Genomic DNA, 23,633 nt, shown 5'->3' with positions numbered 1-23,633 from the left:
ATTCAGCTTAGAAATTTTTTATTTTTGGAGGTAAAAAATACATATGGAAAAACCTAATGAAACTAATGAAAAAAAATCGTTTTTAGAATCTTTTTTTAAGCTTTCTGAAAACAACACCACAGCTAAAACAGAAATTATGGCAGGTATTACTACTTTTATAACTATGGCCTACATAATTTTTGTAAATCCTAGTATACTTATGCAGGCAGGTATGAACACTAAAGGATTAATGGGAGATGCAGCAGTTAAGGCTGGATTGTCTGCAATTAATGATCCAATAGTTGCATCAATATTTGGAGCTACATGTATAGCGGCAGCTATAGGAACTTTTGTTATGGCACTTTATGCAAATCTTCCTTTTGCACAGGCACCTGGAATGGGACTTAATGCATTCTTTACTTATAGTGTTTGTTTGGGAATGGGATATAAATGGCAGCAGGCATTAGCTGCAGTTCTTGTATCAGGAATCATTTTTATAATAATTACAGTTACATCTATAAGAGAAAAAATTGTAGATGCACTTCCATATAATTTAAAACTAGCTATATCTGGAGGAATAGGACTTTTTATAGCTCTTATAGGATTAAAAAATGCAGGTATTGTAGTTTCTGACCCAAGTACATTGGTGGCTTTTGGAAAGCTTACAAGCCCACATGTGCTAATAGCTATTATAGGTATTTTAATTACAGCAATACTTATGGCAAGACAGATAAAGGGATCTATACTCATTGGAATAATACTTACTACTATAATTGGTATACCTTTTGGAGTAACACATCTGTCAGGTATACAGATTATAAGCAGACCGCCATCACTTACACCAACTCTGTTTGCTTTTGATTTCAAAGGACTTTTAGGAATTGGAAAAGCAGGGGCAGTAGGAGCCATTACAAGTTTAATTATGGTAATTATAACATTTACTTTAGTAGATTTATTTGATACTATAGGAACTTTAGTTGGAACAGCTGAAAAAGCTGGCATGGTTGATAAAAACGGAAGAGTTAAAAATATGCATAAGGCTCTTTTGTCAGATGCACTTGCGACTACATTTGGATCAATGCTTGGAACAAGTACTGTTAATACTTATGTAGAATCTACTTCAGGAGTATCTGCAGGTGGAAGGACAGGACTTACTTCATTTACTGTAGGAATATTATTTATACTTTCATTATTTTTTAGCGGACTGGTAGGCGTAGTTCCAACTCAGGCTACAGCTCCAGCACTTATAATAGTTGGTGTACTTATGATGGGAGCAGTTACTAAAATAAACTTTGATGATTTTACAGAAGCACTTCCTGCTTTTTTTGCAATAGCATTTATGCCATTTAGTTACAGTATAGCAAATGGTATTGCAGCAGCAATAATATTTTATCCTATAGTTAAAGTAGTTACAGGAAAATATAAAGAAGTTCATCCGATAGTTTATATACTTGCAGCATTATTTATATTTAGATTTGCTATGCTTGGATAATAAAGCATTATAATAATTAGGAGTAGATGACTTTAAAAAATTACTTTTAAGGTTATCTGCTCTTTTTTTATAACCAACATATTATATTTGATATATTAAAAATTAAACAATTTCTTAGAATTATTTATTACTAAATCGGCCATTAATTTATGTCCTGTTAAAGATGGATGGACTCCGTCTATAAATAATTTTTCTGGAGAAGTGTTTTTTAATTCATCTGAAAATAATTTAAAAAAATCTACATAATTGACGTTCAATTTATCACAAAAGTTTAATATCCATTTTCTACATTCTTTTTGTTTATCATTGATAAGCATATAATTACTGTCACTATTCCAATAAATTAATGCTAATTTTTCTATTATTGGAGTCTCTATACCTATTATTGGTGTTATATTGTATTTTAAAGCTTCTTTTACTAATATAGATAGGTTGTCCTCTAACATTTCAAGCGGTCTATTTGACATTATGTCATTACAACCTCCCATTATAAATGAATGACTTGGCTTTTCACATATTACATCTTCATATGACCTTGAAAGCATACCTGATGTGGTGTCTCCATTTACCCCTTTATTTATTATATTTATTTTTAGTGAATTTTCTACTATGGAAAGCCAGGAATCTTCTTTAAAAACTCCAAAGCCTGTGGTCAAACTATCACCTATACATAATAATTTCATTTAATATATCCTCCATATTAATTAATAAAAAATTTGATTGTAGTATAACAAATGAATTTGTATAAATCAAATATTATATTTGAATTTGTAACTTTTATAAATTTTATATTATAATAGAAACTTTTTTAAAAAATTAATAAATAAATTGCTTAAAAACTGATATATTTCAATTCACATCCTTTTCATAATAATACAATAATGTTCGAACCATGACGAATATTACTATAGAATAATTCATTATAGCTTGAAAATACACGAATAATACAAAGTAAAATAGTTTAAATGTATTGAATTGCGCAATTTGATGTGTTAATATTAGTACATAAGAATTAAATATTAATATCCATATAATCCTAATAATGTGGTTTGGGAGTTTCTACAGGAAACCATAAATTTCCCGTCTATGGATGAGTTTATTTAAAACTGGATATAATATAGTATATCAATTTTTAAATTTATTTGTCATTTTAAAGGTTTCGTGGAGATTCAACATTAAGAATTTATCGAAACCTTTTTATAATTTATAATATATATTATAAAATTTTGAGGAGGACTAAAATGAAAGTAGCAATTATATTTGGAAGTAGTTCTGACACAGAAAAGATGAGGGGTGCAGCAAAAGCATTAAAGGAGTTTGGAATTCAATATGAAGCATATATACTTTCAGCACACAGAGTACCTGAAAAACTTTTGGAAACTATAAAGAAACTTGAAAATGAAGATTGTGAATGTATAATTTCAGGAGCTGGACTTGCAGCTCATCTTCCAGGAGTTATTGCAGCTAATACTACAGTACCTGTTATAGGAGTTCCATTAAATGCAGCTATTGAAGGACTTGATTCATTATTTTCCATAGTTCAAATGCCTAAGTCAATACCTGTAGCTACAGTTGGAATAAATAATAGTTATAATGCTGGAATGCTTGCTGTGGAAATTTTAGCACTTAAATATCCTGAAATTAAAAATAAATTAATTGATTATAGAAAAAATATGAAAGAAAAATTTATAAAAGATAATGGAGAAGGAGTGGAATTATAAAATGGAAAAAGGAAAAATGATATATGAAGGAAAAGCAAAGAAAGTGTATGAGACAGATGATAAGGATAGAGTTATAATCTATTATAAAGATGACGCTACAGCTTTTAACGGTGTAAAAAAAGGACAGATTTCTGATAAAGGTGTACTAAACAATACAATTACTTCTATGCTTTTTGAATTACTTGAAAAGCATGGTATTGAAACTCATTTTGAGAAGAAACTAAATGATAGAGAACAGCTTTGTAAAAAAGTTAGTATAATTCCTCTTGAAGTTATAGTTAGAAATGTAGCAGCAGGAAGTATGGCAAAGAGACTTGGATTAGAAGAAGGAAGCGAGCTTAAAACTACAGTATATGAATTAAGCTATAAGGATGATGCACTTGGAGATCCTTTAATAAATGATTACCATGCAGTTGGAATTGGAGCAGCTACTTTTGATGAACTTAAAGTTATATACAAGATGACAGCTACTATTAATGATGTATTAAAAGAATTTTTCTTAAAGCAGGGAATTAAATTAATAGACTTTAAATTAGAATTTGGGAAATTCAATGGAAAGATTTTGTTAGCTGATGAAATTTCACCAGATACATGTAGATTATGGGATGCAAAGACTAATGAAAAATTAGATAAGGATAGATTTAGAAGAGACTTGGGAAATGTAAAAGAAGCTTACCAGGAAATATTAAAAAGAATAAGTGGAAATAATTAATTAATAGAAAGGAAAGAATCTAATGCACATTTTAGACGACAAGTTTAAAGAAGAATGCGGAGTATTTGGAATATTTTCTAGGGACAATGATGATATTGATGTAGCTTCCATGACTTATTATGGATTATATGCACTTCAACATAGGGGACAGGAAAGTGCAGGTATAGTTGTATCAAATGGACATAAATTGAATTGTTACAAGGGCATGGGATTGGTTTCTGATGTATTTAATGAGAGTATATTGAGTATTTTTGACGGTAAAAGTGCTATAGGCCATGTAAGATATTCTACAACAGGTTCAAGCCATATAGAAAATGCTCAACCGTTGATGAAAAAATACAAGTCAGGTAATATTGCTATTGCTCACAATGGGAATTTGGTAAATGCAAAATTAGTAAAAGATGAACTTTCAAAAGATGGATGTTTATTTGACAGTGAAGGCGATACTGAAGTCATATTGAATCTTATTGTTGAAAATAAAAGCAATGATCTTAAGGAAGCTATTTCAAGTTCGTTAAAAAATATCAAAGGTTCATATGCACTTGTTATTTTAACTGAAGATAAGTTGATAGGAATTAGAGATCCAAATGGTATAAGGCCACTTTGCATTGGAAAAATAGATAATAGCTATATCTTGTGTTCTGAAAGCTGTGCATTGGATGCTATAGGTGCAGATTTCGTAAGGGATGTACTTCCAGGAGAAATTGTAATTATAGATAAAGAGGGGCTTAAATCGGATAGATTTACAGATAGAATAGAATGTAAAACATGTGCTTTTGAATATGTATATTTTGCAAGGCCTGATAGTACAATAGATGGCATAAATGTATATGAATCAAGAGTAAAGGCAGGAAAAATACTATATAGAGAAAGTCCTGTAGATGCCGATGTTGTAATTGGAGTTCCGGATTCAGGAATTCCGGCAGCTGTTGGATTTGCAGAAGCATCCGGAATACCATATGGTATAGGTTTTATAAAAAATAAATATATAGCAAGGACTTTTATAGCACCTTCTAAAAAGCTCCGTGAAAGGGCTGTTTCAGTTAAGCTTAATCCACTTAAAATGAATGTAGAAGGCAAAAGAGTTGTAATTGTTGACGACTCGATTGTAAGAGGAACTACCAGTAAAAGGCTTGTAGAAATTCTCAGAAAAGCAGGGGCAAAAGAAGTACATTTTAGGGTTTCTTCACCTGTAGTTAAATGTCCATGTTATTTTGGAATTGATACACCTTATAGAAAAGATCTTATAGGGGCTAATTTTTCAGTAGATGAGATAAGACAAAAAATAGGTGCGGATAGTCTGGCATATATTGATATTGCTGGAATGATTGAATCCTTTGGAAAAAATGATAAAAAAGATTACTGTCTTGGATGTTTTAATGGATTATATCCAATGCCAACTCCAGATAAGGAAACTGAAGCTCTAGTATAATCTAAAAATCTAGTTAAGAGGGTGATATAGTGGCAACTTATAAAGATTCAGGTGTTAACATAGAAGAAGGATATAAGTCGGTAAAATTGATGAAGGAATATTCATCTTCTACTTTTATTCCGGGAGTTTTAAATGGACTTGGAAGTTTTGCCGGTATGTTTGAATTAGGAAAATATAAAAATCCAGTGCTGGTATCCGGTACTGATGGTGTTGGAACAAAATTAAAAGTAGCTTTCCATGCTAAAAAATATGATACTGTCGGGATAGATTGTGTTGCAATGTGCGTAAATGACATATTATGTCATGGAGCAAAGCCTATATTTTTCCTTGATTATTTGGCATGTGGAAAATTAGAGTCAGAAGTTGCAGCTGACCTGGTAAAAGGAGTTTCAGATGGATGCAAGCAATCAGGATGTGCACTTATAGGCGGCGAGACAGCAGAAATGCCTGGATTCTATAAAGATGGAGAATATGATATGGCAGGTTTTGCTGTTGGAGTTATAGACAAGGAAGATATAATAGATGGAAGCTCAATACAAGATGGAGATAAACTCATAGGAATAGCTTCAAGCGGAGTACACAGCAATGGATATTCTCTTGTCAGAAAATTAATAACTGATTTAGATGCAGACTTCAATGGCAAGACTTTTGCAGAGGAGCTCTTGACACCTACAAAAATTTATGTAAAACCTGTGCTTGAACTTTTAAGAAATTTTCATATTAAAGGAATGGCCCATATAACAGGTGGGGGATTCTTTGAAAATATACCTAGGATGTTTAAAGGAGATTTTACTTCTGTTATAGATAAAAATAGCTATCCAGTACCTGAAATATTCAAGCATATGATAAGCCTCGGAGTACCTGAAATTGAAATGTACAATACATACAATATGGGAATAGGCTTTGTGCTTTGTGTAGCACCTCAGGATGTAGGCAGAATACTGAATAAACTTTCTGAACTTGGAGAAAAGGCATATTTAATTGGAGCTGTTGAAAGAGGAGAAAAAAAGGTATGTTTAAAATAGCTGTTCTTGTTTCAGGTGGTGGAACTGATTTTCAATCAATAATTGATGCCATAAATAGTGGCTATATAGAAAACTGTTCTATAGAAGCTGCAATAAGTGATAGATCGGGTATTTATGCACTTGAGAGGGCAAAAAAAAATAATATAAAAACTTATGTATTTGATAGAAAAATACATAAGGATGATATTTCTTCCTGTATACTTAAAGTATTAGAAGGTAAGGTTGATTTAATAGTATGTGCAGGCTGGCTCTCTATATTAAAGGGTGAACTTATTTCGAAATTTGAAAATAAGATAATAAACATTCATCCTTCATTAATACCTGCTTTCTGTGGAAATGGAATGTATGGAATCAAAGTACATAGAAAGGCAATTGAATATGGAGTTAAGGTATCTGGATGTACTGTACATTTTGTGGATGCTGATACGGATAATGGTCCTATAATACTTCAGAAGACAGTACCTGTTTACTTTGATGATACGGAAGATACTCTTCAAAAGAGAATACTTGAAGAAGAACATAAGGCACTTCCAGAGGTTGTAAAACTTATTTCTCTTGGTAAGGTTGAAACTTTTGGGAGAAAAGTTAAAATCTTAAGTTAATGGAGGCTATAACATGATAAAGCGTGCACTTATAAGTGTATATAATAAAGATGGGCTTTTAGAGCTAGCACAATTTTTAAAAGATAAAGGTGTAGAGATAATATCAACAGGTGGAACGTACAAATATTTGATTGAAAATAAAATACCTGCTACAGAAATATCTAAGGTTACAGGATTTCCTGAAATGTTGGATGGAAGGGTAAAGACACTTCATCCAATAATTCATGCAGGAATACTTGCAAGGCGTGATGTAAAGGAACATATGGATACACTTAAAGAGAAAAATATAACACCAATAGATATGGTAGTTGTAAATTTATATCCTTTCTTTGATAAAGTAGAAACTGATATAAGCTTCGATGAAAAAGTTGAATTTATAGATATAGGCGGTCCTACTATGATAAGGGCAGCAGCTAAAAACTTCAAGGATGTAATTGTTCTTACAGATGTAAATGATTATTCTGGAATAATTGAAGATATAAATAAAAATGGTGATGTTGACTTTAGTGTAAGAAGAAAATTAGCAGGTAAGGTATTTAATTTAATGTCTGCATATGATGCATCCATTTCAAATTTCCTTCTTGAAGAGGAATATCCTGAATATTTATCACTCTCATATAAAAAATCCTCAAGTTTGAGATATGGAGAAAATCCTCATCAGAGTGCTGCCTACTATGTTTCTACAACAGGCAAGGCTCCAATGAAAGATTTCAAACAGCTCAATGGAAAAGAACTTTCATATAATAATATAAAAGATATGGATATAGCATGGAGAGCAGTAAATGAATTTGAAGACATAGCTTGTGTCGGAGTTAAACATAACAGCCCATGTGGAGCTGCTATAGGTGATTCTGTGTTTGATGCTTATATCAAGGCATATGAGTGTGATGAAACATCAATATTTGGAGGAATTGTAGCATTAAATAGAAAAGTAGATAAAAAGACAGCTGAGGAAATACACAAGATTTTCCTTGAGATAGTAATTGCTCCTGACTTTGATGATGATGCACTTGAAATATTGAAGCAAAAGAAGAATATAAGGATAATCAAATGTGACGTTAAACCAAATACCAGCTTTGAGATGGCAAAGGTTGACGGAGGAATACTTCTTCAGTCTACAGATAACAAATTGACTGATAAGATGGATGTTGTAACAGATAAAAAACCAACAGATGATGAACTCAAGAATTTAATATTTGCAATGAAAGTCTGCAAATATGTAAAATCAAATGCAATTGTAGTAGTTAAAGATTTTAAAGCTATAGGAATTGGCGGCGGACAGGTAAACAGAATATGGCCAACATGCCAGGCACTTGAGAGAGCAAAAGATGGAGTAGTACTTGCATCTGATGCATTTTTCCCATTTAATGATGTAGTTAAAGAAGCTGCAAAATATGGTATAAAATCTATAATTCAGCCAGGTGGTTCCATAAGAGACAAGGATTCTATAGAAGAATGCAACAAAAATGGAATATCAATGATATTCACAGGAATAAGACATTTTAAACATTAAATTATCGTGTTTTCCACTTGTAATATAGATATTATGGGTGGAAAATATTTATCTGTAAATAAAAAAGAATTAAGGGAGGTTGTTTCATGAAAATACTTGTAATTGGTTCAGGTGGAAGAGAACATGCCATAGCATGGAAGGTTTCGCAAAATATCAATGTAGATAAAATCTTTTGTGCACCGGGAAATGGAGGCACAGCTTCTGAAAATAAATGTGAAAATGTCAATATATCAGATGGTGATGTAGAAAAACTAACTGAATTTGCGGCAAAAGAAAAAATAGATCTTACTATAGTAGGACCTGAAGTACCACTTGTGGATGGAATAGTAGATAAGTTCAGAGAAAGTGGACTTTCAATATTTGGACCAGCTGCTGAGGCTGCTAAACTTGAAGGAAGTAAAACTTATGCTAAAAATTTTATGAAAAAATACGGTGTAAAAACTGCTGAATATGAAAGCTTTGAAGATGCAGACAGTGCACTTGAATACATAAAACATTGTCAATATCCTGCTGTTGTGAAGGCAGACGGCTTAGCTGCAGGAAAAGGTGTAGTTATATGTAACACTCAAAGTGAAGCAGAAGCTGCCATAAAGAGCTTTATGATAGATGATATATTCAAAGGCTCCGGCAAAATGATAATTGTTGAAGAGTTTTTAGAGGGTGTAGAAGCATCTATATTATCCATAACTGATGGAAAATGTATAATTCCATTTATATCTGCAAAGGATCACAAACAGATATATGATGGTGGAAAAGGCCCTAATACAGGTGGAATGGGAGCTATTTCTCCAAATCCATACTGTACTAAAAGTGTTATAGAAGAATTTAATGAAAACATAATGAAACCTACTTTAAATGGGATAAAAAGTGAAAAGCTTGACTACAAGGGAATAATATTCTTTGGAATCATGATAACTAAAAAGGGTACATATCTTCTTGAGTACAATGTTAGAATGGGAGATCCTGAGACACAGGCAGTACTTCCACTTATGGAAAGTGATTTTGTAGATCTTATACAGTCCTCACTTGATGGAAAGCTAGCTGATTTTGACTTGAAATGGAATAAAGGTGCTTCCTGCTGTGTAGTTGCAGCATCAAAAGGATATCCAATAAAATATGAAAAGGGCTTTAAGATAGACGGCTTAAATAATGTAAAAAATATTTTTGCATCTGGAGTTAAAAAAGAAAACGGTATATTTAAGACAAATGGAGGAAGGGTACTCTGCACATATGGAGTTGGAGAAAATCTTAAATCCGCAGTTAAAATTGCCTATGACAATCTTGAAAAGATAAAGTTTGATGGTAAGTATTTTAGAACTGATATTGGAGAATAGTTAAGTTAGAAAAGGGGCTGTCTTTGACAGGCCCTTTTTGAATGAATAAAATTAACAATTTATTTAAAATAATTATGAAAATTCGACTATTATAAGGTTATAATTAATTATAGATTATTTTTTTAGTAGAAATAATTCTGAAACAATAGTAAAATATGATTTGTAATGTTTTATATAGCAATTTATACCTATTTTGTGGAGGTAAATAAGATGGACAATCCAAAAAGGACTGCAAAGAGAAGAAGAAAAAAGAAGAAATCTTTTAAGGTATTTCTTTTTTTTGTAATTTATGAACTTATAGTTGTTGCAGTAACGGCACCTATACTTGTATTTCATGGACCGTTTACAGGTGTAAGGAATATGGTAGTTAGTACAGCAATGAAGACTCTTAGTCATCAATATATAGCTACTACTTTTTTGTCTAAAGACAAAATAAATGAAATATTGAATCAAAATAAAAGTGGACAGTTATCTGAAAATGATTCGGAAAATCAGGATGGTGTAAGCATAGATCACCGTAATGATAAAGGAATAGAAAGATATGATATACCTGGCAGCAAATTTGATGGATACATACTTGAAATAAAGGATCCAACTAGAATAAAGATAGGCTATACTAAAAGGCTAGGACAGGTTGGAGAAAAAACCAGTGAAATAGCCCAGGATAATGGAGCTATTGCTGCTATAAACGGAGGTGGATTTACAGACAAGGCATCAAATGGAAAACTTTGGACTGGAACAGGGGCGTACCCTGAAGGTATTGTTATATCAGGAGGAAAGAGCATTAATAGTAATATAAGTGCAGATGATAGAATGGATGTAGCAGCATTTACTTCTACAGGAAAATTGATAGTGGGAAAACATAGTTTGAATGAGTTATTGGCTGAAAATGTAACAGAGGCACTTTCTTTTGATCCTGTACTTATAATGAATGGAAAAACAGTATCAGTAGATACGGTAGGCTTAAATCCAAGAACTGCCATAGGTCAAAAAGCCGATGGAACTGTGGTTATGCTAGTAATAGATGGAAGAAGGGCACTTAAGCCGGGAGCTACATTAAAAGATGTTCAGAATATATTATTGCAGCAGGGTGTACTGAATGCCACCTGTCTTGATGGAGGCTCATCTTCAACCATGTATTTTGATGGAGATATAATAAATAATCCATGTGACTGGAATGGAGAAAGAACAGTAGCTACTGCAATATATGTAAAACCTTAGAGGAGAGTGTAATCCTAATGAAAGTACTTAAGAAATTAATTGCATGGGCCTTAATTCCCATAATTTTAGAGTTAGCTGGTTTATTTTTTATTGATAAATTTTACCTTGGTGATGAGTCTACTTTTAATATAAAAAAAGTTGATATATCTTCAAAAAAATCTCATACTAAAATTAAAGTTAAAATTCCTGACGATGCTAAAGATGTGAAGATTTCTCATAATGGAAATTATGTATCCTATTATGAAAATGAAAGTATATACGTAGTTGATACAGATAAAAATAAGAAAAAAGAAGTAGATGTTGCAGATGGTGCAGAACTTTCTTATTATACCTGGGATACGGACAGTGATGTAATACTTATGGCAGAAAAAATTTCTAAAAATGGCTCAAGTTATTTGGAATTTGAAGCATATGATGCTAAAAGGGATTCAAAAACAGAGCGTAAAAATGATCAAAACCAGGTGCTTGAAATACTATTGCCAAATAGTAATTATGAAGTTGAAAATGTTGCCTTTTCTGGAGCAAGTAATGTAACTTATGTTGTTTCAGAGTCAGCAGGAGAGAGAAGCAGAATATATAGAATAGATCGTATGACAAGAATGAATTTAGCTAAATTTAGGGCAACACAGCTTGGAAATATAGCAGCTATAAATACGGAAGATGGAGACCAGCTTATATATGAGGATAGAAGTTCTAATAGGATAAGGGGAAAATCAGCCGAACCGATAGCTACAGGTGAAAATGCAATGCACTATTTGCTTGGGGCAGACAGCAATGATTATATATACATAGGCAATGGAGAAAATGACAAGATAAATAAGATATTCGTTGCTAATTTAACTAAACAGAGAAGCAGCTGGAAGACTTATAAATTATCAGGATATACTGATAAAAAGAATATTTATGTGTTGAGGGACGGCAGGATATATGTGAATAATCCATCTCAGAATACTGTGACTGAGGTTGCAACTGGAAAGTCAGTACAATATGAAGGAAAATTAGCTGGTGTATACAATTATGGAGTGATAAGCATCAGTGGAAATAAAGTATTAGGAAGTTTGTTTAGTAATTGATAAAAAAGGATTCTCTTTAAACGGAGAATCCTTTTTTATTTACTTGATTTGAAATAATATAGTTTCCCATCTTCAATAGAACAATCTATAAGTCTATTATTATATAGGTGGGAGATAAATGCAGATAATCCAGCAAAGTTTAAATAGTATTCATTAAAATCAAGTGTTAAATTATTTAATATAGTTATATTTTCCAGAATATCTTCTCTTGTTAAAGGCTGGTCTAAAAGTTCAAGTATTTCTTTTATATAGTTCTCTATATTTTTTATGTTTTTACCTACTAAATCAGATATCTTGTCTCTGGTAACTAAATTTTTAGAATGACTTATAACAAAATAATCGGCATCAATTTCTTTTATACTTTTTAAAGATTTCAAAGTATCATCTATATTATATAAATATGGAAAAGAATACTTGTCTAATATTTCAGAACTAAATATAGAATCACCTAAAAAACACACTTTTTCTTGTGTAATTATGCCTATATGTTCTATAGAGTGCCCTGGAAGGGGAATTATATCAAATTTTTCGTCACCTATTTTATTTATACCATAATCAAGTATATAATCTACGCTTATTGGTTTATTGCTTTTGTTTAAAGACCTTAGAGGGTAAGCTGAACTAAGTATGGAAGGGTGCAGATTGTAATTTTCCATAAATAATTTTTCACCTTTTGAAGCATATACAAGAACGCCCGGATAATTTTTTTGAAAGTATATATTTCCGCCGCAGTGGTCTGTATGGCTATGCGTATTTATTATATATTTTGGATGAAGATTATTTTGAATGATTATGTCGTCAAGCTTTTTAGCATCGCTGTTATTAAGTCCTGTATCTATAATGAGACAATTTTTATTTTTAAATGCAAATATTCCCGCATTGGTTGGTGCATCTATATAGTAAGTGCTGCCTTTAATTTTGTTTAAATTCATGTTAAACCAAATCCTTTCTCATGCTGCAAGTATTTCTTCCCTGGCATTCACTGCAATTGTGGTCTTTTTTGTTAATCGGTATTTTTTTATCTGCCATGTATATATAAGCCATGGAGTGCGCTGGAGATATAACATAATTTTTATTTATATTAATTTTAAAAGTATTGTTTTTGTTTAACTTATATAATATATATTTCTGATATTTAATGGGCAAATAATTATCTCCTGGAGATATCCTGCAACTTAATCCCAAATTGGCATTTGAAGTTTTTACATATATGCATCTGAAAAGCTGTGAAGCTACATTGAATAAATATGAAGTAGCCATAGCATTTAATACAAGACCCTCCTCAATTTTTTTCTGAGAAAAATAATAATTTGTTTTTTTGTCAATATCACTGCCTATGCTAACTATACATGGAATTATGTATTCATATTTATACATATTATGCAAGTCAATATTTTTTTCAATATTGAATACTCCAAGTGGTTTTACATATTCATATAAAATAGGTAAAAGCGAATTATAAATGGGCATTATTTTTTTTATATTTAAAATATAACTATAATTTTTTAGTGTGTTTGTAACTTGCTCTTTATCTAATTTAAATTTAAAATCAGTAAATATTTCTATAAATAACACCTCCAAGCTCAGTAGCTCAACAGATATTATTATACACTATAATGAATAAATTTAAATTGCTATTGACAAAATAAAAAAATAAGTATATATTGAAAACATAATCAAAAACTTCATAAAATAAACTTTCGGGGCAGGGTGAAATTCCCGATCGGCGGTATAGTCCGCAAGCTTGCATAAGCAGAACTGGTTTAATTCCAGTACCGACAGTAAAGTCTGGATAAAAGAAGGTATGGACAAACAGCATAGTCTGACTATGATTTATTTGCTTTGTTAATTTATCCCCTGAAGGTTTCCTTCAGGGGATTTTAAGTTTATAAAAAATCAAGAAATAACAAAATATCTGGAAGTGAATTCTATGGAAAAAGAAAAGTTAGATGAAAATTATATGAAAATAGCACTTGAATTAGCTTTGGGGGGTAAGGGATTTGTAAATCCAAATCCTCAGGTAGGAGCAGTAATAGTTAAAGATGGAAAGGTTATAGGAAAAGGTTATCATAAATTTTTTGGAGGTCCCCATGCAGAGGTATATGCTCTTAGGGAAGCGGGGAATGATGCAAAAAATGCAGATATATATGTGACTCTTGAGCCATGTTCTCACTATGGAAAAACTCCACCTTGTGCTGAAGCTATAGTAAAGGCTGGAATAAAAAGAGCAGTAATTGGAAGTGTAGACCCAAACCCTATTGTATCAGGAAGGGGTGTAAAGATTCTAAAAGATAATGGCATAGAAGTAATTACAGGAGTTATGGAAAAAGAAGCTTTAAAAGTAAATGAAATATTTATGAATTATATAAAATCAAAAACACCGTTTGTAATTTTAAAATCAGCAGTTACCATGGATGGCAAAATAGCTACAATTAGTGGACAATCTAAATGGATAACAGGAGAAAAATCAAGATTAAGGGTTCATGAGATAAGAAATAGAGTTATGGCAATTATGGTTGGAGTTGGTACTGTAATTTTAGATGATCCTCTTTTAACTACAAGGCTTGAAGAAAAGTGTAAAAGTCCGACGGCTGTAATTGTAGATTCCAAGCTCAGAGTGCCATTAAAATCAAAAATTTTTGAAACTTCTAATAAAAGAAAGATAATAATAGCATGTACTGAAAATTTTGATAGAGATAAAGCGGAAAAACTAAAAGCTATGGGAGTAAGTATAATTATTTGTCCTGAAGATAAAAATAAAAGGGTAGATTTAAAATATTTAACTAATAAGCTAGGAGAAGATGGTATAGACAGCATACTTATTGAAGGAGGTTCAGAACTTAACTTTTCTGCATTGAAGTCTGGAATTGTGAACAAAGTTATTTATTTTGTTGCACCTAAGATATTTGGAGGCAAAACTGCAAAAACTTCAGTTGAAGGCGATGGAATTGAAGATATAAAGGATGAAATAAAATTAAAGGACATACATTCAGAGAGTATAGGAGAAGACATTATGATTCAGGCTTATGTAGTAAATTCTGAAGACTAAAAAGAGGTGATAGCATTTGTTTACTGGCTTGGTAGAAGAAATTGGTGAAGTTTTAAAATTAGAAAAGGGCATAAATTCTTCAAAGATATCTATAAAAGCTGAAAGTATATTGGATGGAGTTAAATTAGGAGATAGTATTGCTGTAAATGGAACCTGTGTTACTGTGGTGGATTTTAGAAATAACCTCTTTACTGTAGATGTTATGGCGGAAACGCTGAGAATGAGTAATTTAAGAAATGTAAAAATTGGGAGCAAGGTAAATCTTGAGAGAGCACTAAGGCTTGGAGATAGGCTTGGAGGACATATAGTAAGTGGGCATATAGATGGAACAGGCAAAATTATCAATATAAGAAATGAGGATATATCCACATGGATAGATGTTGAGGTATCTAAAAACCTACTTAAATATATAGTATTAAAAGGTTCTATAACTATAGACGGAGTAAGCCTTACTGTAGCAGAATTGAATGAAAAATATTTTAGTGTATCATTGATACCGCATACAAAGTCAGAAACTATTTTAAATTATAAAAAAATAGGAGATATAGTAAATATAGAATGTGATTTAATAGGAAAATATGTAGAAAAAATGATTTCTAATTCTGAAAAGAAAGAACAAAGAAAATCTGGAAATGTGAATGTTGAAAAACTAAAAGAATATGGATTTATGTAGTAAATATATTTCAGAATTTTTGTAATAAAAGGAAAATAAAAAATTTAGTGAATAATTATTTTATTGAAGGGAGATAAAAATAATGGCTTACAAATTTAATAAAATAGAGGATGCAGTAAAGGATCTTAAACAGGGAAAGATGATTATAATTGTAGATGATGAAGGAAGAGAAAATGAAGGTGATCTAGTTATACCGGCTGAAAAAGCAACTGGCGAAAATATTAATTTTATGATTAAATATGCAAAAGGACTTTTATGTGCACCTATTGAAGAAGAAATAGCAATAAAACTTGGGTTAAATCCAATGGTTCAGAATAACACAGACAATCATGAAACGGCATTTACAGTATCTGTAGATTATAAGGATACCACAACAGGAATATCAGCATTTGAAAGAGCACATACTATAAATATGATTGCAAAATCAGAATGTGGAAGTGACTTTAGGAGACCGGGGCATGTATTTCCACTAATAGCTAGAAAAAATGGAGTGTTCGACAGAACAGGACATACGGAAGCTTCAGTTGATCTGGCTAAAATTGCAGGATTTAAAGGTGCAGCTGCAATATGTGAAATAATAAAAGATGACGGAACTATGGCTAGAAGGGATGATTTGATTAGTTTTGCCAAAGAACATGAGCTTAAGATTGTAACTATAGTGGACTTAATAGCTTATAGAAAAAAGACGGAGAAATTGGTTAAAAGGGTGGCTTCTGCCAATCTTCCAACCAAATTTGGTGAATTTAAAATTATAGGTTACGAAAACATACTAAATGGAGACCAGCATGTTTGTCTTGTAAAGGGAGATAATTTTGAAAAAGAACCTGTGCTTGTAAGGGTACATTCACAGTGTCTTACAGGAGATGTATTTCATTCACTGAGATGTGATTGTGGTTCACAGCTTCAATCTGCACTTAAACAGATTGAAAAAGAGGGAAAAGGCGTACTTTTATATATGAGTCAGGAAGGCAGAGGAATAGGAATTTTGAACAAGATAAAAGCTTACAGCCTTCAGGAAAATGGAATGGACACTGTAGAGGCAAATTTGGCTCTTGGATTTCCAGCAGACATGAGAGAGTATGGAATAGGAGCACAGATACTTGAGAATTTGGGAATTAAAAAAATGAGACTTCTCACAAACAATCCTAAGAAAATTACAGGACTTTCAGATTATGGACTGGAGATAGTGGAAAGGGTACCTATTCAGGTTGAATGTTCCAAAGAGAGTGAAAAATATATGAAAACCAAACAGGAAAAGATGGGACATTTATTAAAATTATAAAAATATATACAAATAGAAAAGAGGATTATTATGAAAAAATATGAAGGAAAATTAGTTGCAGATGGTTTGAAAATTGGAATAGTAGTGGCAAGATTTAATGAATTTATAGGTTCAAGACTTCTAGATGGTGCACTGGATTGTTTAAAAAGACATGGCGCACAGGAAGAAAATATAGAAGTAGCTTGGGTTCCAGGAGCATTTGAAATACCACTTGTTTCAAAAAAAATGGCCCTTTCCAAAAAATATGATGCAGTTATTTGTCTTGGAGCAGTAATAAGAGGACAAACTCCTCATTTTGATTATGTATCAAATGAAGTATCAAAAGGTGTAGCCAGTGTTTCACTTGAAAGTGGAATGCCTGTAATATTCAGCGTGCTTACTACAGACAATATAGAACAGGCTATAGAGAGAGCCGGAACTAAATCAGGAAACAAAGGCTATGATGGAGCTATGGCTGCCATAGAAATGGCAAATTTACTGAATGAACTTTAATGTACAATTCCGTAAATCATTTTTACAGCAAGACATAGAGATATAGTTATAAATATTGGTTTAATGAGATTAGCTCCACGTGAAAGGGCTAATCTTGTTCCAATTCTAGCACCTAAAATCATACAAATTGCTACAGGTATACCTAGTGAGTAGTTAATTTGTCCATTTATTATAAATACAATTAAAGAAGTTATGTTACTTACAAAGTTAAGAACTTTTCCATTTCCAGCAGATCTTACAAAATCAAAATTATATATATATATTAGTCCAAAAATTAAGAAGGAACCGGTACCTGGACCAAAAAATCCGTCATAAAATCCCAAACATGCAGCAAATAACATTCCTAAAAATAATGATTTTTTGGTTAAACATTTAAAATTATCTTCCATACCTACAGATTTTGAAAATAAACTGTATATACTAACTAAAATAAGTAATGTTAAAACTATGGAATTTAAGTATTTTGTATTTACTATTAGTACTACATTAGTGCCTATTATAGCCCCTATAAAGGTAAACGGTACCAAAAACTTTAAAATTTTGGTATCTACTTTTCCTGACTTAGCAAATTTTAATGAACTTGCGAGAGAAGCACAGGATGATGAAAACTTGTTTGTCCCAAGGGCAAGATGTGGTGGTACACCGGATATTAAAAATGCTGGAAGACTTATTATACCTCCACCGCCTGCGATTGAATCCACAAAAGCTGCAAAAAATCCGGCTATACATAAGAAAATCAGTTTTGTTGTTATTATTGTCATTAAAACACCGCCTTATTTATTACATAATGAAAAGTCTATAGATTTTAACAGAATTTATCATTTGTAATTTATATAATAAAATTATAGAATTTATATATACAATTGTAAAATGAATGTTAGAATTTTAATTTGAAAAATATAAACATTCCATGAATAAAGCTAAGTATCTGCTTATATCTATTTACATAAATGACTTAGTGTAGCATAATATACTTTGTATATAGTTAATTAATAGAAAAAGTTTGCTTATTGATACCATTGATTAGGAGGTAATTTAATATGGAAAACAATAATAACAATAATAACAATAACAATAATAACAACGATAATGATAAAGTTTCGATAAATGAAAAAGAAGCAAAAAAGCAATTCTTTGAAGAACTAAAAAGTAAAAATTTAGAGGAGAAAAAGAAGCTTGAAGAATTAAAAAAGAAAAAGTTAGAAGAGAAGAAGAAGAAAGCAGAGCTTAAGAAGAAGGAAGCAGAGGAGAAAAAAAAGCAGGAAGAGCTTAGAAAAAAGGAACTGAAAGAAAATAAGCAGCAGGAAAAGTCTGAAAGCAAAAAAGTTACTTCAGAAGAATTAAAAGAATTAGGTAAGGGCAAGGATGATTTTTCTAAAGAGGAAGCTAAAAAACCCGGTAAATCCTTAAATATAAATCAAAAATTAAAGTCATCTTTTATAGATACAATAGTAACTGGTGTAGTATCAGCAGCAGCATTATATTTGTTTGATATTTTATTGAGACTTTTATTTGGTTACTATGTTGCAGACATGAAGGGAATGTTTATAATAATATTCTTTATTGTTTTGGTATTATATCCGTTTATAATGGATAAAACTAAGTATAAAACTACACTTGGAGACAAATTTGGAAAACAGTAGTTTATTTTATATTATGAAAGGAAAGATTAAAAATTGAAGATTGGAAGTGTTTATGAATTTTACATAGAGAAAACTTCTTTTCCGTCTATAGGGATAGCATACCTGGACGGAAAAGAAATTTTTATAAAAAATACTTTTCCTGGACAAAAGGTGCTTGCGAGGGTTAATAAGAAAAAGAAAAATTATTTAGAAGCAAAGCTTATAGAGGTATTAGAAAACGTAGATTATGCTGTAGAGCCTATATGTCCACATTTTAATTCATGTGGAGGGTGTAATTCTCAATTTATACCGTATGATTTACAGCTAAAGTTGAAAGTTAAGCAGGTTATGGATTTATTTGATAGAGAAGGCATAATTGATTTTAATTTTTTGGGCATTGAGAAGGCACCTGAAGAGTTTGAATATAGAAATAAAATGGAATTTACTTTTGGAGATTCTGAAAAAGGCGGAATTCTTAATTTGGGAATGCATATAAAAGGAAAAAATTTTGGAATTCTAAATGTAGATGAGTGTAAAATTGTAGATAATGATTTTAGAATTGTATTGAATTCAGTAGTTAAATATTTCAGAGAAAAAGACTTTCCTTATTATAAGGTTAAAACTAGAAAGGGATATCTTAGAAATTTAGTTATAAGAAAAGGAAAGAATACAGGAGAAATTCTTATAAATATAGTTACAACTTCGCAGGCTGATTTTGATTTTTCTAAAATGACAGAAATGTTATTGAATTTGAATTTAAGTTCGAAAATAAAGGGTATACTTCATACTGTAAATGATAGTTTTTCTGATGCTGTAAAAATAGAAAAATTAAGTGTACTATATGGAAACGATTATATAATGGAGAAAATTTTAGGACTCAAGTTTAAAATATTTCCAGGGGCATTTTTTCAGACTAATTCTAAAGGTGCTGAAAAACTTTATAGTATAGTAAGAGAGTTTTTAGGTGATGTATCTTCAAAAACTGTATTCGATCTTTACTGCGGTACAGGAACTATTGCCCAGATAGTTGCAGGCAATGCAAGTCGTGTTATAGGAGTAGAGCTTGTTGAAGATGCAGTAAAAGCTGCCAGAGAAAATGCAAGACTTAATGGAATTGATAATTGTGAGTTTATTGCAGGAGATGTTGTTAAGGTAATAGAAAATTTAAACTACAATCCGGATGTGATAATTTTAGATCCTCCAAGACCTGGAGTGCACCCGAAGGCTTTAAAGCAAGTTATAAATTTTGGTGCTGAAACTATAATTTATGTTTCATGTAACCCCAAGACACTTGTAAAGGATTTAAATGTATTTATGTATTACGGATACAAAATAGATAAAGTTAAACTCATGGATATGTTCCCGAACACCGCTCACGTCGAGTGTGTAGTAGGAATACGTCGCAAGGATTTGTTATAATCATTGAATTTACTCACTTTGCAAGCTTTTATAACTTTAACACAAATGGTGATGATTTTAGAAATAAAGAGGTTATTCAGGGTGTTAAGGTAAGAGTTGGGATTTGATATGGATTAAGTGGATATGTAAAACAATAAAATAATCTTTAATAAAATTATTATTAAAAAGTTCAAATTGAAAAATTTGAACTTTTTGTTTTAGAATACGAATTATTTATTAAGTGCAAAAAATATACTAATTATGAATGACTAATGGGAGGAGAGATGATTTTAAGAAAAGTGTTGTATATGTTTAAGTGGAAATTTTAGTGTTAATAGAAGCATAGATTATGATATAATGAGGAAAAAAGAGGAGAAGCAAGATGAATAAACTTTTTAAAAGTGCAATGTTTTTTACATCTTTTTTACCACTTTGGATAACAGTACTGTTTATAGATATAAAGAGTTTAATCAGTAATAAAGTATATATCTATACTGAATATATTGTGGTATGCTGCATTTTAATAGGAATATTATGTTCAATAATTATAATTTGGTGTTCTATGAAAAATATAAAAAATTCTGATTATAGAAAGTATAAAGTAGTTGAGGCAACTCAAGAAAAAGGAATTACTTCAGAATTTTTACTTTCATACATACTACCTTTATTTGTTTTTGATTTTACTAAGTGGGATAGTGTTATACAATTTATAATATACTTTGGAATACTTGCATTCCTGTGCATTCGAAATAATAATGTATATGCCAATTTGTTATTTGAATTAAAAAATTATAAATTTTATACATGTGAACTTGTATGGGTACCAGAACCAGGAACAAAGTCTATACAAGTATTAGCTATAAGTTGTAAAAATCTATGTGCAAATAAAGGTAATACCATTGAAATAGCCCCATTAAATAAGCCTTTTTATTTAGTTAAATAATTAATGGTGTTGAGCTAGGTACTTCACAAATACCATCATCAAACATATTTAATTTTGTTTTACCGCAAATTGCTAAAGTAAATTTGCGTGCATTTGCTTCTTCGTGCAAATCAAATTTTTTTGTTGTAGAATCAAGTGGGATTTTTAAGTCCTTAGCTAATTTGTTTTTCCATTTTGTTTGCGCTAGTTTTTCAACAATGGAAGCATCATAGGTTATAAATTTTTTTGGATTTTGTCCTGAAGAGGCAAAAGAATCATAATTCTCAAAATTAGCAATAATGTTAGCGGCTTCTAGTTCTGATAAGTGCTTTTTACATACGATTTTATGAGTGTATTCCATGTTAAATATGCTTTCACAATTGTTATTAATCATATATATAGTGTTTTTGTAAACAATGGCATCAAATGATTTACTAAATTGAACTAGTGGTTCATCTGCTTTAGCAATGGTGTTGTTTTGAGATGTAAAAATCGGAGTACGTCCTTTTTTATATGTAAGGAGTGGATTTTTTCTTGTTATTAGATATATATTTTCAGAAGTACCATCACTTAAGGTATATGAACCAATAAAAACATATGCATTGGCTTTTATATGTTTGAAGTTAGTTGTATCATCGCTATTATTTATATGTTCAATTAAAAAATTCCAGCAGGTTGAAATTACAGTATTGTTAGTTGATAGCTTGTCTACTACATTTTTAGGATTTTCTCCAGTATAATCCATAACTTTTTTATCATATTTTTTTACAATAGATAAGAAAGCATCGCACATACCTGTAATTGTTGTAGACAATAAATCAACAGATGAAAAATTCATATCGTAGCAAATGTATTCATTAGGGTGTTTAGAATGATTATATTCAACTAAAACAGAACTCCAAGTTGGAATCTCTTTTGCTTTAGCTATTCCTTCTTCAATTAGTGTATAAGACATAATATCCTCCCTCAATTAGAATTAATATCAATATTATACCATAAGATACATTTTTGATAAATGCTAATACTCTTCTTGATTTCACCGCTTTAAGGGGTGATTTTTTATTTTATATAAAAAATATATATTGCATTTTTTGATTTGTAAATATGACAATTTGTAATTACATATTTACAAATTAGTGTTTGATATGTATAATTGAATCAAAGAGAAAAAGGGAGTATGTATATATGGATAAAAGTACATTCAGTTGCTTAATTAACGTTGAAATTTTAGAAAAATTTAATTTGGCAGTAACATTAAACAAAGAAAATAAAGAAGAAGTTATAGAAAAACTACTTTCTAATTACATTAGTGATAGTTTCTTAAAAGCCGCTAAAGATTTATCTTCTAACACTGTAAAAACAACAACTCCTGTAATTACAACAGTTGAAGATAACAATTATGCTAAAGCAAACAGAAAGATTCCAGTATGGGCAAATCGAGAAAAACAAAATAACCATAAATTAATTAAGGCATTTTTAAAAATTGAAGAGGAACAAGGGGTAGTAAGTTATGAGGAATTAATGGAAAGATGTTCGAATTCTACAAAATATCCTGACACTTATGTAAGTGATTTTAGAGGTAATTTTGCACAGATGAAAACAGATGCTAGTAATTCTCATGGGAAGGTATTTATAGTGGAAGGAGATAAGGTAGAAATATGGAGTGAGGTTCTTGATACATTGAGGAAATATAGAGATTCTTTTCTAAATAGCAATAGTGAGGGGCGTGAAACTATGAAAATAACAAATGAAATGACACATAGAGCATATGAGATAGTTAAAATGGTTTATCACGGGAACTTGACTCGTAATGAAGCAAAATACAAAATTGCAGATGAAACAGGTATGAATGCTGGATCAGCAGGTGATTATGTTACTAATTTTCTTGCAATGATGGAAGGTCAACGTTATACAAGAACAATGAATACATATGCTACTCGCTATTTATTAGAAAAGATCAAATTGGAATTTGGAGAAGAGCAATTTAAAAAGGCTCTTGAAGCAACAAAAGAACATGTAAAGTATTATAATGGTTTAAATAATGGAACATTACATAGTATTCAAAATGTAATAGATGAATTAAGTTAGTTA

23 protein-coding genes and 2 riboswitches are annotated in these 23,633 nt (G+C 30.8%); of the genes, 18 read left to right on the top strand and 5 right to left on the bottom strand.

Going from position 1 to position 23,633, the window contains the following annotated elements:
• The first annotated feature begins 37 nt into the window (after positions 1 to 37).
• The gene (locus J2Z42_RS10425; RefSeq protein ID WP_439897327.1) at positions 38 to 1,471 is read left to right on the top strand and encodes an NCS2 family permease; all 1,434 of its coding nucleotides are present in this window, start codon (positions 38 to 40) and stop codon (positions 1,469 to 1,471) included.
• A 95-nt stretch (positions 1,472 to 1,566) separates the two neighbouring features.
• On the opposite strand, the gene J2Z42_RS10420 is transcribed toward J2Z42_RS10425, so the two are convergent.
• Positions 1,567 to 2,154: an SGNH/GDSL hydrolase family protein gene (locus J2Z42_RS10420; protein WP_209702585.1), complete on the bottom strand. Its 588-nt coding sequence runs from the start codon at positions 2,152 to 2,154 to the stop codon at positions 1,567 to 1,569.
• A gap of 323 nt (positions 2,155 to 2,477) precedes the next feature.
• A riboswitch (purine riboswitch) is annotated at positions 2,478 to 2,578 on the top strand.
• 134 nt (positions 2,579 to 2,712) lie between these two features.
• Between J2Z42_RS10420 and purE the strand changes: the two genes are divergently transcribed.
• The 9 genes from purE to J2Z42_RS10375 all read left to right on the top strand — a co-directional run bounded on the left by purE (position 2,713) and on the right by J2Z42_RS10375 (position 12,104).
• Positions 2,713 to 3,192, top strand: a complete 480-nt coding sequence (purE, locus tag J2Z42_RS10415) for a 5-(carboxyamino)imidazole ribonucleotide mutase (RefSeq protein ID WP_209702583.1) — start codon at positions 2,713 to 2,715, stop codon at positions 3,190 to 3,192.
• 1 nt (position 3,193) lies between these two features.
• Positions 3,194 to 3,904: a phosphoribosylaminoimidazolesuccinocarboxamide synthase gene (gene purC / locus J2Z42_RS10410; protein ID WP_209702581.1), complete on the top strand. Its 711-nt coding sequence runs from the start codon at positions 3,194 to 3,196 to the stop codon at positions 3,902 to 3,904.
• Between the two features lie 22 nt (positions 3,905 to 3,926).
• Positions 3,927 to 5,336: an amidophosphoribosyltransferase gene (purF, locus tag J2Z42_RS10405; protein ID WP_209702579.1), complete on the top strand. Its 1,410-nt coding sequence runs from the start codon at positions 3,927 to 3,929 to the stop codon at positions 5,334 to 5,336.
• A gap of 29 nt (positions 5,337 to 5,365) precedes the next feature.
• Positions 5,366 to 6,361: a phosphoribosylformylglycinamidine cyclo-ligase gene (gene purM, locus J2Z42_RS10400; protein WP_209702577.1), complete on the top strand. Its 996-nt coding sequence runs from the start codon at positions 5,366 to 5,368 to the stop codon at positions 6,359 to 6,361.
• Positions 6,349 to 6,963 (top strand): phosphoribosylglycinamide formyltransferase, encoded by a 615-nt coding sequence (gene purN / locus J2Z42_RS10395; RefSeq protein ID WP_209702575.1) that lies wholly within the window; start codon positions 6,349 to 6,351, stop codon positions 6,961 to 6,963. The genes purM and purN overlap by 13 nt, the downstream gene beginning before the upstream one ends.
• A 13-nt stretch (positions 6,964 to 6,976) precedes the next feature.
• On the top strand, positions 6,977 to 8,476 hold the full coding sequence (gene purH, locus J2Z42_RS10390) for a bifunctional phosphoribosylaminoimidazolecarboxamide formyltransferase/IMP cyclohydrolase (RefSeq protein ID WP_209702572.1): 1,500 nt from the start codon (positions 6,977 to 6,979) through the stop codon (positions 8,474 to 8,476).
• An 86-nt stretch (positions 8,477 to 8,562) separates the two neighbouring features.
• A complete protein-coding gene (purD, locus tag J2Z42_RS10385) occupies positions 8,563 to 9,810 on the top strand; it encodes a phosphoribosylamine--glycine ligase (RefSeq protein WP_209702570.1) in 1,248 nt (415 codons plus the stop codon).
• Between the two features lie 210 nt (positions 9,811 to 10,020).
• The gene (locus J2Z42_RS10380; protein WP_209702568.1) at positions 10,021 to 11,031 is read left to right on the top strand and encodes a phosphodiester glycosidase family protein; all 1,011 of its coding nucleotides are present in this window, start codon (positions 10,021 to 10,023) and stop codon (positions 11,029 to 11,031) included.
• A 17-nt stretch (positions 11,032 to 11,048) separates the two neighbouring features.
• Complete coding sequence (locus J2Z42_RS10375; protein WP_209702566.1) at positions 11,049 to 12,104, top strand: hypothetical protein; 1,056 nt, start codon at positions 11,049 to 11,051, stop codon at positions 12,102 to 12,104.
• 35 nt (positions 12,105 to 12,139) lie between these two features.
• Here the strand turns inward: J2Z42_RS10375 and J2Z42_RS10370 are convergent, their stop codons facing one another.
• On the bottom strand, positions 12,140 to 13,036 hold the full coding sequence (locus tag J2Z42_RS10370; RefSeq protein ID WP_209702564.1) for an MBL fold metallo-hydrolase: 897 nt from the start codon (positions 13,034 to 13,036) through the stop codon (positions 12,140 to 12,142).
• Between the two features lies 1 nt (position 13,037).
• Entirely contained in the window at positions 13,038 to 13,679 is a 642-nt protein-coding gene (locus J2Z42_RS10365) for a 5-methyltetrahydrofolate--homocysteine methyltransferase (RefSeq protein WP_342590019.1), read from the bottom strand.
• 117 nt (positions 13,680 to 13,796) lie between these two features.
• Positions 13,797 to 13,912, top strand: a riboswitch (FMN riboswitch).
• Positions 13,913 to 14,034: 122 nt separating this feature from the next.
• Between J2Z42_RS10365 and ribD the strand changes: the two genes are divergently transcribed.
• From ribD to ribH, 4 genes are all read left to right on the top strand, one after another.
• On the top strand, positions 14,035 to 15,153 hold the full coding sequence (gene ribD / locus J2Z42_RS10360; RefSeq protein WP_209702563.1) for a bifunctional diaminohydroxyphosphoribosylaminopyrimidine deaminase/5-amino-6-(5-phosphoribosylamino)uracil reductase RibD: 1,119 nt from the start codon (positions 14,035 to 14,037) through the stop codon (positions 15,151 to 15,153).
• Positions 15,154 to 15,169: 16 nt separating this feature from the next.
• On the top strand, positions 15,170 to 15,826 hold the full coding sequence (gene ribE / locus J2Z42_RS10355; RefSeq protein ID WP_209702562.1) for a riboflavin synthase: 657 nt from the start codon (positions 15,170 to 15,172) through the stop codon (positions 15,824 to 15,826).
• 82 nt (positions 15,827 to 15,908) lie between these two features.
• Positions 15,909 to 17,108, top strand: a complete 1,200-nt coding sequence (locus J2Z42_RS10350; protein ID WP_209702561.1) for a bifunctional 3,4-dihydroxy-2-butanone-4-phosphate synthase/GTP cyclohydrolase II — start codon at positions 15,909 to 15,911, stop codon at positions 17,106 to 17,108.
• Positions 17,109 to 17,138: 30 nt separating this feature from the next.
• On the top strand, positions 17,139 to 17,600 hold the full coding sequence (ribH, locus tag J2Z42_RS10345; RefSeq protein WP_209702560.1) for a 6,7-dimethyl-8-ribityllumazine synthase: 462 nt from the start codon (positions 17,139 to 17,141) through the stop codon (positions 17,598 to 17,600).
• Here ribH and J2Z42_RS10340 read toward each other — a convergent pair.
• On the bottom strand, positions 17,597 to 18,361 hold the full coding sequence (locus tag J2Z42_RS10340) for a TSUP family transporter (RefSeq protein ID WP_209702559.1): 765 nt from the start codon (positions 18,359 to 18,361) through the stop codon (positions 17,597 to 17,599). The two genes, ribH and J2Z42_RS10340, sit on opposite strands and share 4 nt — an antisense overlap.
• A 279-nt stretch (positions 18,362 to 18,640) precedes the next feature.
• Between J2Z42_RS10340 and J2Z42_RS10335 the strand changes: the two genes are divergently transcribed.
• The 3 genes from J2Z42_RS10335 (at position 18,641) to J2Z42_RS10325 (ending at position 21,563) form a co-directional block, all read left to right on the top strand.
• Positions 18,641 to 19,243, top strand: a complete 603-nt coding sequence (locus J2Z42_RS10335) for an RDD family protein (protein ID WP_209702558.1) — start codon at positions 18,641 to 18,643, stop codon at positions 19,241 to 19,243.
• 33 nt (positions 19,244 to 19,276) lie between these two features.
• Positions 19,277 to 20,641, top strand: coding sequence for a 23S rRNA (uracil(1939)-C(5))-methyltransferase RlmD (gene rlmD / locus J2Z42_RS10330; protein WP_209702557.1), 1,365 nt, complete (start codon positions 19,277 to 19,279; stop codon positions 20,639 to 20,641).
• Positions 20,642 to 21,002: 361 nt separating this feature from the next.
• Complete coding sequence (locus J2Z42_RS10325; protein WP_209702556.1) at positions 21,003 to 21,563, top strand: KwaA family protein; 561 nt, start codon at positions 21,003 to 21,005, stop codon at positions 21,561 to 21,563.
• On the opposite strand, the gene J2Z42_RS10320 is transcribed toward J2Z42_RS10325, so the two are convergent.
• Complete coding sequence (locus J2Z42_RS10320) at positions 21,556 to 22,497, bottom strand: Kiwa anti-phage protein KwaB-like domain-containing protein (RefSeq protein ID WP_209702555.1); 942 nt, start codon at positions 22,495 to 22,497, stop codon at positions 21,556 to 21,558. The genes J2Z42_RS10325 and J2Z42_RS10320 overlap by 8 nt on opposite strands.
• A gap of 230 nt (positions 22,498 to 22,727) precedes the next feature.
• On the opposite strand from J2Z42_RS10320, the gene J2Z42_RS10315 reads away from it, so the two are divergent.
• Positions 22,728 to 23,630 (top strand): hypothetical protein, encoded by a 903-nt coding sequence (locus J2Z42_RS10315; RefSeq protein WP_209702554.1) that lies wholly within the window; start codon positions 22,728 to 22,730, stop codon positions 23,628 to 23,630.
• The last annotated feature ends 3 nt before the right edge of the window (positions 23,631 to 23,633 follow it).

It is taken from the genome of Clostridium algifaecis (assembly GCF_017874415.1).
GTDB classification, from domain to species: Bacteria; Bacillota; Clostridia; order Clostridiales; family Clostridiaceae; genus Clostridium_B; species Clostridium_B algifaecis.
The sequence above is the reverse complement of the archived record's forward strand: the minus strand, read 5'-3'. Positions and strand labels throughout refer to the sequence as shown.

What these genes read in the sequence shown, in the direction of transcription:
- J2Z42_RS10420 (WP_209702585.1), bottom strand. Translation starts at nt 2,154, where the DNA reads ATGAAATTATTATGTATAGGTGATAGTTTGACCACAGGCTTTGGAGTT.
- purE (WP_209702583.1), top strand. Translation starts at nt 2,713, where the DNA reads ATGAAAGTAGCAATTATATTTGGAAGTAGTTCTGACACAGAAAAGATG.
- purC (WP_209702581.1), top strand. Translation starts at nt 3,194, where the DNA reads ATGGAAAAAGGAAAAATGATATATGAAGGAAAAGCAAAGAAAGTGTAT.
- purF (WP_209702579.1), top strand. Translation starts at nt 3,927, where the DNA reads ATGCACATTTTAGACGACAAGTTTAAAGAAGAATGCGGAGTATTTGGA.
- purN (WP_209702575.1), top strand. Translation starts at nt 6,349, where the DNA reads ATGTTTAAAATAGCTGTTCTTGTTTCAGGTGGTGGAACTGATTTTCAA.
- purH (WP_209702572.1), top strand. Translation starts at nt 6,977, where the DNA reads ATGATAAAGCGTGCACTTATAAGTGTATATAATAAAGATGGGCTTTTA.
- purD (WP_209702570.1), top strand. Translation starts at nt 8,563, where the DNA reads ATGAAAATACTTGTAATTGGTTCAGGTGGAAGAGAACATGCCATAGCA.
- J2Z42_RS10380 (WP_209702568.1), top strand. Translation starts at nt 10,021, where the DNA reads ATGGACAATCCAAAAAGGACTGCAAAGAGAAGAAGAAAAAAGAAGAAA.
- J2Z42_RS10375 (WP_209702566.1), top strand. Translation starts at nt 11,049, where the DNA reads ATGAAAGTACTTAAGAAATTAATTGCATGGGCCTTAATTCCCATAATT.
- J2Z42_RS10370 (WP_209702564.1), bottom strand. Translation starts at nt 13,036, where the DNA reads ATGAATTTAAACAAAATTAAAGGCAGCACTTACTATATAGATGCACCA.
- ribD (WP_209702563.1), top strand. Translation starts at nt 14,035, where the DNA reads ATGGAAAAAGAAAAGTTAGATGAAAATTATATGAAAATAGCACTTGAA.
- J2Z42_RS10350 (WP_209702561.1), top strand. Translation starts at nt 15,909, where the DNA reads ATGGCTTACAAATTTAATAAAATAGAGGATGCAGTAAAGGATCTTAAA.
- ribH (WP_209702560.1), top strand. Translation starts at nt 17,139, where the DNA reads ATGAAAAAATATGAAGGAAAATTAGTTGCAGATGGTTTGAAAATTGGA.
- J2Z42_RS10340 (WP_209702559.1), bottom strand. Translation starts at nt 18,361, where the DNA reads ATGACAATAATAACAACAAAACTGATTTTCTTATGTATAGCCGGATTT.
- J2Z42_RS10335 (WP_209702558.1), top strand. Translation starts at nt 18,641, where the DNA reads ATGGAAAACAATAATAACAATAATAACAATAACAATAATAACAACGAT.
- J2Z42_RS10325 (WP_209702556.1), top strand. Translation starts at nt 21,003, where the DNA reads ATGAATAAACTTTTTAAAAGTGCAATGTTTTTTACATCTTTTTTACCA.
- J2Z42_RS10320 (WP_209702555.1), bottom strand. Translation starts at nt 22,497, where the DNA reads ATGTCTTATACACTAATTGAAGAAGGAATAGCTAAAGCAAAAGAGATT.
- J2Z42_RS10315 (WP_209702554.1), top strand. Translation starts at nt 22,728, where the DNA reads ATGGATAAAAGTACATTCAGTTGCTTAATTAACGTTGAAATTTTAGAA.